At 75.1% G+C, this 12,548-nt stretch carries 7 protein-coding genes and 1 pseudogene; 3 read left to right on the forward strand and 5 right to left on the reverse strand.

Features of this window, described 5'->3' with window-relative positions:
- Positions 1-102: 102 nt before the first annotated feature.
- The 5 genes and pseudogenes from FHU30_RS17950 to mraZ form a co-directional block, all read right to left on the reverse strand.
- Positions 103-1,611, reverse strand: a pseudogene (locus FHU30_RS17950) (UDP-N-acetylmuramoyl-L-alanyl-D-glutamate--2,6-diaminopimelate ligase); the annotation flags it as partial.
- 92 nt (positions 1,612-1,703) lie between these two features.
- Positions 1,704-3,422, reverse strand: coding sequence for a peptidoglycan D,D-transpeptidase FtsI family protein (locus FHU30_RS17955; protein WP_504928365.1), 1,719 nt, complete (start codon positions 3,420-3,422; stop codon positions 1,704-1,706).
- A gap of 775 nt (positions 3,423-4,197) precedes the next feature.
- Positions 4,198-4,629, reverse strand: a complete 432-nt coding sequence (gene ftsL, locus FHU30_RS17960; RefSeq protein WP_253877138.1) for a cell division protein FtsL — start codon at positions 4,627-4,629, stop codon at positions 4,198-4,200.
- A gap of 419 nt (positions 4,630-5,048) precedes the next feature.
- The gene (rsmH, locus tag FHU30_RS17965; protein ID WP_253877140.1) at positions 5,049-6,035 is read right to left on the reverse strand and encodes a 16S rRNA (cytosine(1402)-N(4))-methyltransferase RsmH; all 987 of its coding nucleotides are present in this window, start codon (positions 6,033-6,035) and stop codon (positions 5,049-5,051) included.
- A gap of 304 nt (positions 6,036-6,339) precedes the next feature.
- Positions 6,340-6,771 (reverse strand): division/cell wall cluster transcriptional repressor MraZ, encoded by a 432-nt coding sequence (mraZ, locus tag FHU30_RS17970; RefSeq protein WP_253877142.1) that lies wholly within the window; start codon positions 6,769-6,771, stop codon positions 6,340-6,342.
- Positions 6,772-7,373: 602 nt separating this feature from the next.
- On the opposite strand from mraZ, the gene FHU30_RS17975 reads away from it, so the two are divergent.
- Genes FHU30_RS17975 through FHU30_RS17985 form a run of 3 tightly spaced genes read left to right on the forward strand, consistent with a single transcriptional unit; the run spans position 7,374 to position 12,326 of the window.
- On the forward strand, positions 7,374-8,417 hold the full coding sequence (locus FHU30_RS17975; protein ID WP_253877143.1) for an AAA family ATPase: 1,044 nt from the start codon (positions 7,374-7,376) through the stop codon (positions 8,415-8,417).
- A gap of 4 nt (positions 8,418-8,421) precedes the next feature.
- Complete coding sequence (locus tag FHU30_RS17980; RefSeq protein WP_253877144.1) at positions 8,422-9,855, forward strand: DUF58 domain-containing protein; 1,434 nt, start codon at positions 8,422-8,424, stop codon at positions 9,853-9,855.
- Complete coding sequence (locus tag FHU30_RS17985) at positions 9,852-12,326, forward strand: transglutaminase TgpA family protein (protein WP_253877145.1); 2,475 nt, start codon at positions 9,852-9,854, stop codon at positions 12,324-12,326. The genes FHU30_RS17980 and FHU30_RS17985 overlap by 4 nt, the downstream gene beginning before the upstream one ends.
- Positions 12,327-12,548: the final 222 nt, after the last annotated feature.

Here is a 12,548-nt window from a genome sequence, read left to right on the forward strand (position 1 = left end):
TGCGTCCCGGTCGGACGCGTCCCGGTCGGAAGCATCCCAGGCGGAGCCGTCCCGGCCGGACGGCGCGCCCGGGTCCGCGGTCCGGTCCCGGTCGCGCGCGCGGTCCTGCTGGGCCCGGATCGCCGCGCGGACGACCCGCCGGTCGTCGAACGGGTGCACCTCGCCGGCCACGTACTGGCCCTGCTCGTGGCCCTTGCCCGCGACGACCACGACGTCGCCGCGGCGGGCCCGGCCGATCGCCAGCGCGATCGCGGCGGCGCGGTCGGGCTCGACCACGAGGTGCGCGCGCTCGGACTGCGGGACCTTGAGCCCGCCCTCGACCATAGCGGCGAGGATCGCCAGGGGGTCCTCCGACCTCGGGTTGTCGTTGGTGAAATACGCCATGTCGGCCAGCCGCACCGCCGCCTCCCCCATCAGCGGGCGCTTGCCGCGGTCCCGGTCGCCGCCGCAGCCGAGCACGATCGTCAGCCGCCCCTCGGTGACCTTCCGCAGCGAGGTGAGCACCGCCTCGACCGCGCCGGGCTTGTGCGAGTAGTCGACCAGCGCGACGTACTCCTGGCCCTCGTCCACGCGCTCCAGGCGGCCCGGGACGCCGGTCAGCGACGCGACGCCGCGCACCGCCACCGGCAGCGTGATCCCGGCCTCCACCAGCGCCACGATCGCGCCGAGCGCGTTCGCCACGTTGAACGGGCCGGGCAGCTGGACGGACGCGTCGGCCTCGATGCCGCCCGGGCCGAGCACGCGGAACACGCTGCCGTCCGCGCCGATCCGGACGTCCACCGCGCGCCAGTCGGCCTCGGCGTCGCCGGACGCCGAGAACGTGGTGGTCGGGATGGTCGCGACCTCCAGCAGCTCGCGGCCGTACTGGTCGTCCAGGTTCACCACGCCGACCCGGCTGAACGCGGGCGTGAACAGCTTCGCCTTCGCCAGGAAGTAGTCCCGCATCGTCGGGTGGTAGTCCAGGTGGTCCTGGGACAGGTTGTTGAAGATCGCGACGTCGTACCGCGCGCCGCCGACCCGGTTCTGCTCCAGCGCGTGGCTGGACACCTCCATCGCCGCCGCGCGGGCGCCGCGCTCGCGCATCATCGCGAACAGCGCGTGCAGGTCGGTCGACTCGGGCGTGGTCAGCTCGCCGGGGACGGTCTCGTCGCCGACCCGGATCTCCACGCCGCCGATCAGGCCGGTGGTGTTCCCGGCCGCGCGCAGGCCCGCGTCCAGCAGGAACGTCGTGGTCGTCTTGCCGCTGGTGCCGGTCACGCCGATCAGGGTCAGGTCGGCGACCGGGTCGCCGTACACCCACGAGGACGCCGTGCCGAGCACCGCGCGCGGGTCGTCCACGATCAGGACGGGCAGCCCCGCCTGCTCGGCGCGCTCCCGGCCCGTCGGGTCCGTCAGGACCGCCGCGGCGCCCTTCTCGGCCGCCTGGACGGCGAACTGCGCGCCGTGCACGCGCGCGCCCGGCAGCGCCGCGTACACGTCGCCGGGCAGCACCGCGCGCGAGTCGTGCGTGATCCCCGAGACGGTCACCCCGGACCACTCGTCCGCGGCCGCGAGGCCCAGCGTCGACGCGAGGCCGGTCAGCTGACGGGCCGGGTTGGAGGTCGGGCGCATGGCGTGTCTTTCGGTGCGGGCCGGAGCCGGTTCTCGACGGATGTGCGGGGTCAACGGTGCGGAGCTCACGGCGGGTCAGGCTACCGGCTCGCTCAGTCGTCGGCGTAGATCTTGACCGACGGCGCCCTGCTGCCGCTCGGCGGGATCTTCCGCGACTGGAGCGCGAAGCCCATCACGTCCCGGAACACCGGGGCCGCGACGTCCCCACCGAAGTAGCTTCCCCTACTCGGGTGCTGGAGCACGACCTGGACCACCAGCTGCGGCGCGTCCGCCGGGGCGAATCCGGCGAACGAGGCGGTGTAGCCGCCGTCCTCGTAGGTGCCGGTGCTCGGGTTGACGATCTGCGCGGTGCCGGTCTTGCCCGCCACCCGGTAGCCGGGGATCTGCGCCTTCGGCGCGGTGCCGTCCTTGGTGGTGACGCCCTCCAGCATGTCCCGGATCTCCTGCGCCGTCTGCGGGCTGATGACCCGCTTCTGCGCGGGCGCGGCGGCCGGGGTGAACGAGCCGTCCTCCCCCGTCGTGCCCGCGACCAGGTTCGGCGCGACCCGCACTCCGCCGTTGGCGATCGTGGAGTACACGCTCGCCATCTGCAGCGCGTTCACCGACATCGACTGCCCGAACGCGATCGGGTACCGGTCGGTGCCCGACCACTGGTTCGGCGGCCGGAGCTGCCCGGCGGTCTCGGCGGGCAGCCCGATGTTGGTCTTCTGGGCGAACCCGAAGTCGCGCAGGAACTGGTACAGCGTGTTCTGGTCGATGTGCTCGCTGGCCAGGATCGTCCCGACGTTGCTGGACTTGGCCAGCACCCCGGCGAAGGTCAGCTTCTCGGTCCTGTGCTGCTCGGAGTCGTGGAACGTCCGGTCGTACTTGCGGACGCTGTAGGGCACCCTGAACGGCGTCTGGGGCGTGATCCCGCCGCGTTCCAGCACCGCCGCCGCCGTGACGACCTTGCCGGTGCTGCCCGGCTCGTACGCCTCCTGGACGAGCGGGCTCCCCCACAGCCGCCAGTCGGACTTTCCGTACTCGTTCGGGTCGTAGCCCGGCGCGGACGCCATCGCGAGCAGCTGGCCGTTGCGCGGGTCCATCACGATCACGCTGCCGCTGCGCGCGCCGGTCGCCTTCACCTGCGCCTCGATCGCCTGCTGCGCCTTGTACTGGACGTCCCGCATCAGCGTCAGCCGGACGCCCTTGCCCGGCACCGGCGGGCGCTTCTGGTCCTCGCCCATCGGGATGTGCTGGCCGTCCGGGCTGATCTCGATCCGCTGCCAGCCGGCGCGCCCGGCGAGCTGCTTGTTCAGCGAGTACTCCAGGCCTGCCCCGCCGCGTCCCTCCGCGTTCACGAACCCGATCACGCCCGCGCCGAGCGAGTCGTTGGGGTATTCGCGGCGGTACTCCGGATACGTCCCGATGCCGAGGAACTTCATCCCCAGCACGAGCCGCGCCTGGTCGGGGCGGACGCCGTGGGCGAGCACCTCGTACCGGCTGTTCGGCTTGGACAGCCGTTTGAGCATGGTGGCGGGATCGACGCCGAGCATCGGCGCGAGCGCGTTCACGATCGGCTGCCGCTTCTCCGGCTTGATCACCTTCGGGTCGGCGTAGATGAGCCGCGCCTCGACCGTCATCGCGAGCGGGTTGCCCTGCGCGTCGGTGATGTCGCCCCGCACGGCGGGCAGGTCGATCTTGCGGAGCCGCTGCTCCAGCGCCCGCGCCGTGTAGTGCCCCGACTCGATCGTCTGGAGCTGGACGAGCCGCCCGGCGAACAGCGACAGCACGAACGCGACGGCGAGCAGGCCCGCGTTCAGCCGCTTCATCGGGTCGCGCCGCCGGAACGGCACCCTGATCTTGCGCCTGGGCGGCCTTCTCGGCGGTCCGCCGCGTCCGCGCTGCGGCGCCCCGGCGCGCGTCCGGCGCCCGTCCACGCGTCCGCCGCTGCGGCTCTCGCCCGTCCGGCCGGGTCCGCGGCCCGAACCTGCGCGCCCGTCCCGAGTCCGCGCGGACGGCGGCGCCCCCTCACGCATCCGCGAGGTGGCCCCCTTACCGCGCCCAGAAGCAGCCTTCCCAGCACGCCCACCTCGGCCGGAACCGCCCGTGCCACCGCTACCGCCGCGGCCGGAACCGCTCGCGCCGGTGCTACCGGCCCGGCCGGAGCCGCCTGCGCCGCTGCGTGTCGAGGCGCCCTTGCCGCTACGCCCGGAACCGCCCTTGCCCTCACTACCGCCGCGGCCGGAACCACTCGCGCCGGCGCGCGAGGAACCACCCTTACCGTCGCGGCCGGTGCGCGAGGAGGCGCCCTTGCCGTCGCGGGTGGGGGCGTCCTTGGCGTTGCGGCCTTCGCGGGTGCGGGACGAGCCGTCCGCGCCGTCCCGCGAGCGCGAGGACGCGTCGCGAGGCTTGGGCTCGGACTTGTCGCGGGTCTTGCCGCCGTCGCCGTCCTTCTTGGGACGCGGCGGCGGGACCATGTCGTTACGCGCCGGCCGCCGGGGCGGTGCGCCGCCCGAGCCGCGCGGTCCCCGGCCCTGGGGCCCCCGCCCGCGCCCGGACGGCGGACCGGCCGGACGCCTGCTCACCGCGCCTCCCGAGGCGTCCTCACGGCGCCCCCTGACCGCCGTCGCCCGCGCCGGGCGCGCTCGGCACGCCCTCGCCCGGGATGATCGCGCCGGGCACGCCGAGCACGCCCGCCGCGCCCGCGGTCGCCGCGGCGGCGTTCGGCACCGGGCGCACGCCGCGCGTCCCGGTCACCGTGCCGTCCGGCGAGATCCACGCGGGCTGCGTCGGCGGCCGCATGCCGTAGCCGCGGGCCTTGGCGTCCAGCGAGGCCGGCGCCTCCTCCCGCGCGATGTCGCTCTGCATCTGCTGCCGCTGCTGGTCGAGCAGCTTGTTGTTCTGCTGCAGCCGGGACAGCGTGAACGCGTCCTCGGCGAGCACGGTGTTGAGCAGCAGGAGGCTGGCCAGCGCGCCGCCCAGCAGTCCCACGATGAGCAGCACGAACGGCGTCCGCGGCGGCGCCGACTGCCGCACCGCCCGAGCCGTCCGCCGCGCCGCCCCCGACGGGGCCGTCTTCGTGGCACGCGCCTTGGTCGCAGGCTCGCCCCCCGGCCGCCTCTTGACCCCCGCACCCCCGCGCGAACCCGAGCCCCCCCGGGTGGACGCCCCATCCCGTGAACGCGTCCCTTCGCGCGTCGAGGCCCCTCCGCGCGTGGGCGTGGCTTCGCGTGAGGTGCTGCCGTCGCGTGAGCGTGTGGTTTGGCGGGCGGACGTCCCTGCGCGCGTGGGCGTGGCTTCGCGCGGGGCGGCTTCGCCGCGGGTCGGTGCGGCGTCGTCGGTCGGGCGTGCGGGTGGCTCCGCGGTGCGGGTGCGGGGCTCGGGCCGGCGGCGGCGCTCGCGGCGCTGCGTGGGCACGGGCGGGGTCGCGGTCCCCGGCTGGCGTGTCCGTGTGCTCATGTGGCCTCCCGGACCCGCTCGGCGGCGCGCAGCCGCACCGATCCGGCCCGTGGGTTGGTCTCGGTCTCGGACTCGGACGCCACCTCGGCACCGCGGGTCAGCAGCCGGAAGCGCGGCTGGTACTCCGGGAGCGGGACGGGCAGGTCCGGCGGGGTGTGGTCGGCGGTGGCCGCGGCGAGGACCTGCTTGGTGATGCGGTCCTCCAGCGAGTGGTAGCTGAGCACGGCGACCCGGCCGCCGACCGGGAGCGCGTCGAGGGCGGCGGGCAGCGCCCGGCGCCAGATCTCCAGCTCGCCGTTCACCTCGATGCGCAGCGCCTGGAAGGTGCGCTTGGCCGGGTTGCCGCCGGTGCGGCGGGTCGCGGCCGGGATCGCGGTGCGGACGAGCTCGGTGAGGCGTGCGGTCGACTCGAACGGTTCCTTCGCGCGCTCGCGCACGATGGCGGACGCGATGCGCTGGGCGAACCGCTCCTCGCCGTACTCGCGCAGGATGCGGGCGAGCTCGGCGGGCGGGTAGGTGTTGACGACCTCGGCGGCGGTGAGGGCCTGCGTGCGGTCCATCCGCATGTCGAGGGGCGCGTCGTAGGAGTAGGCGAAGCCGCGCTCGGCCTCGTCCAGCTGCGGCGAGGAGACGCCCAGGTCGAACAGGAACGCGTCGACCGCGGGCACGCCCAGCCGGTCCAGGACCGCCGGGACGTCGTCGTAGACGGCGTGGACGAGCGAGACCCGGTCGCCGAAGCGCTCCAGCCGCGCGGCGGAGCGCTCCAGCGCGTAGGTGTCCCGGTCCAGGCCGATCAGGCGGAGCGTCGGGTGGGCGGTCAGCATGGCCTCGGCGTGGCCGCCCATGCCGAGCGTCCCGTCCAGGTAGACGGGTGTGCGCCCGGAGTCGGCGGCGGCCTGGACGGCGGGCGCCAGAATCTCGAGAACGCGGTCGATCAGTACCGGAACGTGACCGGCGTCCGCCGCGTGGTCGCCCACGTCCATGCTCCACCCCCCATGTCGGTGCCACCTCGCTCGCGGAATGCGTGGCATCGTCGGCCGCTCGGCCCGCGTGCGGGCCGGTGCGCGGCCTGCCGGTGCGGGTGCCCTGTGAAACCCCCTGTGCGGGCACCCCGGCGGCCTCGTCCGGCCAGGTCCCCATCCGCTGCCCTTTGAGGAAGATCACCGCGTCACCGCGGGGGGTGCCTTCTGGCGCCGGGGAAGCTGCGCCAGAGGGCCTGGAGAGCGGCTGGAGACCTGGCCGAACGCGGGCCAGTGCCGGTCGTCGCGACCGACGCTCAGCAGATCGTCAGAGAATCCCGGGCAACACCTCCTCGGAGATGTCGGCGAACGCCTGCTCCTCCTGTTCGAGGTAGGACTCCCAGGCGCCGCTGTCCCAGATCTCCAGGCGCGAGTTCGCGCCGATGACCGTGCAGTCGCGGGTGAGCCCGGCGTACTTCCGCAGCGGGGGTGGGATCGTGATCCGGCCCTGCTTGTCGGGGACCTCGTCGGATGCGCTCGCGAAGAAGACCCGGCTGTAGGCCCGCACGGTGCGCTCGGTGACCGGCGCGGCACGAAGCGCCTCGGTGATGCGCTGGAACTCCGCCATGGGGAAGACGTACAGGCAGCGTTCCTGGCCCTTCGTGATCACCAATCCCCCCGACAGCTCCTCGCGGTACTTCGCCGGCAGGAACAGTCGTCCCTTGTCGTCGAGGCGCGGCGTATGGGTGCCGAGGAACACCGGCCCCACCTCCCGCGCCGCATGGGGCGCTACTGCTCCCCACGGCGCCCCACTCTACTCCACTCTTCCCCACCGTCAACTACGAAAACACCTGCCGCGCGCCGATTTCGCGAACGATTCCGCAGGTCAGCCGGGGTGGGGTGGCGAGGGGGCGGGGTGGGGCGCGGCGGGCGGCCCGCAGACGAGCGGCCGTCGCGGGGTCTTGACACATCCCGGACGGACGGTCCTGCCGCACCCCGGCCGGAAGGCCGTGGAACCCCCTGGCCGGAAGGTCCTGACACCGCGTCCTGACGCAGCCCGGAGCGTTTCCGGCCGTCCCGGACGGGCGTCCGGAACCCCCCGTCCGGGCGTCCGCTGGGGGAAAGTGGAGCGCCGCGCGGGCTGTGGCGACCGCTCCGGTGGAGCACAATGGGCTCCCGTTCCCCACGGCCATCGCGGCCGTCGGCGGGGAGACGTACTGTCGGTGGAGCACCGGAGGCGGCGCCCGCCGGTGGAACGGCGGCGGCGCGGCCGATCCTCAGCCGAGGACGCGGCGCGGCGGCCGTTCGGGGGGCGCACCGCGGCGCCGTCGGGGCGGCCCGGACGGCTGAGGAGGGTTGTTGGTGGCAGTAGGGATGCACGGGGACCCGTCGACCGGGACCGGGCGTTCGGCGTCCGTGCCCCGCCCGGCGGACGGTTCGCGCGGCCTGGGCGGCGGCGGGCTGGACGACCTGGCCAGGGTGAGCGGCCGCATCCGGGACGCCGTGGAGACGGTGGTCGAGGGCAAGCCCAGGGCGGTGCGGCTCGCGCTGACGGTGCTGCTCGCCGAGGGCCACCTGCTCATCGAGGACGTCCCCGGTGTCGGCAAGACGATGCTCGCCAAGGCGCTGGCCCGGTCGGTCGACTGCTCGGTGCGCCGCGTCCAGTTCACGCCCGACCTGCTGCCGAGCGACATCACCGGGGTCAGCGCCTACAACCAGGAGCTGCGCGAGTTCGAGTTCAAGCCGGGCCCGGTGTTCGCCAACATCGTGGTCGGCGACGAGATCAACCGCGCCTCCCCCAAGACCCAGTCGGCGCTGCTGGAGTGCATGGAGGAGCGCCAGGTCACGGTGGACGGCACGACCTACCCGCTGGAACGCCCGTTCATGGTGATCGCGACGCAGAACCCGGTGGAGATGGAGGGCACCTACCCCCTCCCCGAGGCGCAGCGCGACCGGTTCACCGCCCGGATCTCGATGGGGTACCCCGACCCCGCCGCCGAGCTGGAGATGCTGGACGCGCACGGCGAGGCGAACCCGCTGGACGACCTGGAGCCCGTCGCGCACGCCGCCGACGTCCGGGACCTGATCGAGGTGGTGCGGCGCCAGCACGTCGCCGCGTCCGTCCGGCAGTACGCGATCGACCTGGTCACCGCGACGCGCAACCACCCGGAGCTGCGGCTCGGCGCGTCCCCGCGGGCGACCCTCCACCTCGTGCGCGCGGCGCGCGCGTACGCGGCGCTGGACGACCGCGACTACGTGCTCCCCGACGACGTCCAGGAGCTGGCCGTCCCGGTGCTGGCGCACCGGCTGCTGCCGACCGCCGAGGCGCAGGTCGAGCGGCGGCGGCCCGAGCACGTGGTCACCGAGCTGGTGCACCGGCTGCCCGTCCCGTCCCCCCGGGGGTGACGCGGTGCGACGGGCCTTGGCGGGTCTGACGACGCGGGGCCGGTCGTTCGTGGCGGCCGGCGCGACCGCGATCGTGTGCGCGTTCGTGCTCGGCGAGCGGGACCTGCTGCGCGCCGGGGTGCTGGTCCTGGCGCTGCCGCTGATCTGCACCTGGGGCGTCTCGCGGACCCGGTACCGGCTGGCGTGCGCGCGGCGGCTCGACCCGCCGCGGCTGCCGGTGGGGCACGAGTCGCGCGCGGAGCTGCGGCTGGAGAACGTGTCCCGGCTGCCGAGCGGGCTCCTGATGGTCGAGGACCGGGTGCCGTTCGCGCTCGGCGGCCGGCCCCGGTTCGTGATCGACCGGATCGAGCCGCGCGGGTCGCGCGAGCTGAGCTACCGCATCCGGTCGGACGTGCGCGGGCGGTTCCGGGTCGGGCCGCTGACCGTCCGGCTCGCCGACCCGTTCGGGATGGTCGAGCTGGTCCGCTCGTTCAGCCTCACCGACACGCTGACGGTCACCCCGGCGATCGTGCCGCTGCCGTCCGGACGGATCGCCGGGGCGTGGGCCGGGGGCGGCGACAGCCTCGCCCGGACGGTCTCCACGGCGGGCGAGGACGACGTCGCGCCGCGCGAGTACCGGCACGGCGACGACCTGCGGCGCGTCCACTGGCGGTCCACCGCGCGCCGCGGCGAGCTGATGGTGCGGCGCGAGGAGCAGCACTGGCAGAGCCGCGGCGCGCTCTTCCTGGACACCCGCCGGATGGCGTACGGCGGCGAGGGCCCCGGCGCGCCGTTCGAGCAGGCGGTGTCGGCGACCGCGTCGGTCGGCGTGCACCTCGGCCGGGCCGGGTTGGCGTTGCGCCTGGTCACCGACGCGGGCGAGCGGCTCGCGGCGTCCGCCGACTACGCGGGCGAGTTCGAGGGGCTGCTGCTGGACGCCCTGGCGGTCGCGCGCCCCGGCGACCTCACCACTCTGGACGCGGGCCTGGCCGCCCTGATCGGCGGTTCCGGCCGGGACGGCGACGGCCTAGTCGTGGCCGTGTTCGGCCTGCTCACACCGGATGAGGCGCGCGCGGTCGCGGCCGTCCGGCGCGGGACGACGGCGTGCGTGGCGATCCTGGTCGACCCGGAGGCCGCCGCCGCGAGCGATGCCCGCGCCCACCGGAACAACGCGCGGGGCAGCGGGGACGGGGACCCGCGAACCGGCTGGGACGACTCGTCCGGCCGCGGGCTCGAAGACCTGGCCGGCGCCGCGCGCACCGGCCGAGGCGGCGAGCGGCCGGGTGGGGCGGACGAGGTGCCGGGGGTCGGGGCGGCGCGGGTGCTGCGGGCCGCGGGGTGGCGGGTCGCCATCGTCCGGACGGCCACGGAGCTGGCGGCGGCCTGGGCCGCGACGTCCGAGCCGGTCGACGCCGGCATCAGCTACACGCAGGGGACCGGGGGCGGAGGCGCGGCATGAGGATCCGGATGACGGTCATGGCCGGGCTGGCCACGCTGGCCGGGTCGGTCGGGCTGTATCCGCTGTTCATGGGCGGGCAGTGGTTCTGGCACGCGGCCGGCGCGGTCATCGCGGCCGGCGCGGGCGCGGTCGCCGTGCGGCGGCTGCGGATCCCGGCGGTGTTCGACCCGCTCGGCCCGGCGCTCGCGCTGCTGCTCTACTGCACCCTGGTGTTCACGCCCGGGCAGGCGCTGCTCGGGTTCGTCCCGACGCCCGCGTCCCTGGACGGGCTGCGCGAGCTGATCGCCGACGGCTGGTCCACCGCGAACCGGTACGCCGCGCCCGTCCCGGACGGCCAGGGCCTGCACCTGATCGTCACGATCGGCGTCGGCGCGGTCGCGACCGTCGTCGACCTGCTCGCCGTGCGGCTGCGCCGGGCGGCGCCCGCCGGGCTGCCGCTGCTGGCCATGTACAGCGTGCCCGCCGCGATCCGCGAGCACGGCGTGAACTGGATCGCGTTCGGGCTCGGCGCGGCCGGGTTCCTCGCGCTGCTGATGGCGGACGCGCGGGAGAGCGTCGGCGGCTGGGGCCGGATGATCTCGTCCCCGCGCTGGCACGAGGAGACGCCCGGCGACCGGGAGCGTCCGGACGCCTCGGCCCTCGCCAGCAGCGGCCGCCGGATCGGGCTGGCCGCCGTCGCGGTCGCCGTCCTGCTGCCGATGGCCGTGCCGGGCATCCACCCGCGCGGCGTGTTCGGCGGGAAGGGCGCGGGCACCGGCGGCGACGGCACCCGGACGGTCACCACGCCCGACCCGATGGTCAGCCTGTCCAAGCAGCTCACCAACCCGGACGACGGGGTCGTCCTCACCTACCGGTCGAACGACAGCGACCGGCCCGACTACCTGCGGCTCTACGCGCTCGACCGGTTCGACGGGGACCGCTGGACCTACAGCGTGCCGAGCACCGCCAAGGACCGGGTGACCTCCGCGCCGCTGCCCGCGCCGCCCGGCCTCACCGTCGCGCCGACCCGGACGGTGGACACCCGGATCAAGGTCAGCAAGGACCTGAAGGACCTGCAGTTCCTCCCGATGCCGTACGCGCCGGTGCAGGTGCGGATCAAGGGCGACTGGCGGGTGCACGCGCCGACCCTGATGGTCTACTCGCTGCAGGACGGCGCGGGCGGCAAGACGTTCGACGTGACCAGCCGCCGCGTGCTGCCGTCGCCGTCCGACCTGGCCGCGGGCAACTCCTACACCAGCGAGCAGCTCGCGGACTACGTCTGGCTGCCGAAGTCGGTCCCGTCCAAGGTGCACGACATCGCCGCCCAGAAGACCAAGGGCGCGCGGAACGCCTACGAGGCGGCCGTGAAGCTCCAGGCGTGGTTCACCGGCGGCGAGTTCCGCTACGACCTGAACGCCGGCACCCCCGAGCACGGCTCGGACCTGCTGAACTTCCTGACCAAGGACAAGCGCGGCTACTGCGAGCAGTTCGCCGCCGCGATGGCCGTGATGGCCCGGACGCTGGGCGTCCCGGCGCGGGTCTCGGTCGGGTACACCGCGGGCCGCGAGGTGCGTCCCGGCGAGTGGGAGGTGCGCGGGCGCGACGCGCACGCCTGGCCCGAGCTGTACTTCGACGGCGCGGGCTGGGTCCGGTTCGAGCCGACGCCGACCGGCGCGACGGGCCAGGGCACGGCGACCGAACCGGTCTACTCGCTGCCTCCGGAAGGGTCCGACCCCAACCGGAACGGCAACTCCGGCTCGCAGCCGGAGCCGTCCACGTCGTCGGGTCCGCACGCGTCGGCGTCGCCGGGCGAGCGGCACCGCAACGACCTGCCCGGAGTCGGCGGGAACCCGCTGCTGAACGCCAAGCCGAAGCACCACGGACCGGACTACACGCCCTGGATCGCGGGCGGCGTCCTGGTCGTCCTGCTGCTGGCCGCCGCGCCGGCCGTGCGGATCCTGACCCGGCGCCGCCGCTGGTCGGCCGCGCTGGAGCCGCCGCCGGGGCCCGAGACGTCCCGTCCGACCGGCCCGAGGGGGCCCCGGCCGCCCATCGAAGCGGCCCACGCCGCGTGGCGCGAACTCCGCGCGGACGCGATCGACCACGGCGTCTCCTGGCCGTCCAGCGAGACGCCGCGCGCAACCGTCCGCCGCCTGGACGACCTGCTCGGCCTGGACGAGACCGCCGCCACCGCGCTGCGCCGCATCGCCACCGCCGAGGAGCTCGCCCGCTACGCCCCCGCGGACCGCCCCCCGCCGCCCACCGACGTCCTCCGCGCCGACGTCCGGACGATGCGCACGGCGTTCGCCTCGTCCGCCACGGCCACCACGCGCTGGCGCGCCCGGCTGCTGCCCGCCTCCACGGTCGCCGAGGCCCGCGACGCCGCCCGCGTGGCCGGCGAACGCACCGCCCGAGCCACCGGCCGAGCCGAACAAGCCCTGGCCCACCTCATCACCCTCACCCGCACCCACCTCCCCAGAAAACGCCCCTAACACCCCCGTCCCCGTCCCCAACCGGGGACGGGGACGACCACGTAGCCAACCCGACACAAAAAACGCGCCTCCTAACGGAGACGCGCCAAAGTCCGACACCCGTTCACTTGGACACCCCCCCCTCCCCAACCCGCGACACAAGCCACAGCCGCAGCTGGGACTAGGACCGGGATCGGGGCCATGGGGTTGGGGTTGGGGCAGTGCTGGGCCCGCCTCGCGCGG

The organism is Actinomadura rupiterrae (assembly GCF_024172125.1).
In the GTDB taxonomy this organism is placed as follows: domain Bacteria; phylum Actinomycetota; class Actinomycetes; order Streptosporangiales; family Streptosporangiaceae; genus Spirillospora; species Spirillospora rupiterrae.

What these genes read in the sequence shown, in the direction of transcription:
- rsmH (WP_253877140.1), bottom strand. Translation starts at nt 6,035, where the DNA reads ATGGACGTGGGCGACCACGCGGCGGACGCCGGTCACGTTCCGGTACTG.
- FHU30_RS17985 (WP_253877145.1), top strand. Translation starts at nt 9,852, where the DNA reads ATGAGGATCCGGATGACGGTCATGGCCGGGCTGGCCACGCTGGCCGGG.
- FHU30_RS17955 (WP_504928365.1), bottom strand. Translation starts at nt 3,422, where the DNA reads ATGAAGCGGCTGAACGCGGGCCTGCTCGCCGTCGCGTTCGTGCTGTCG.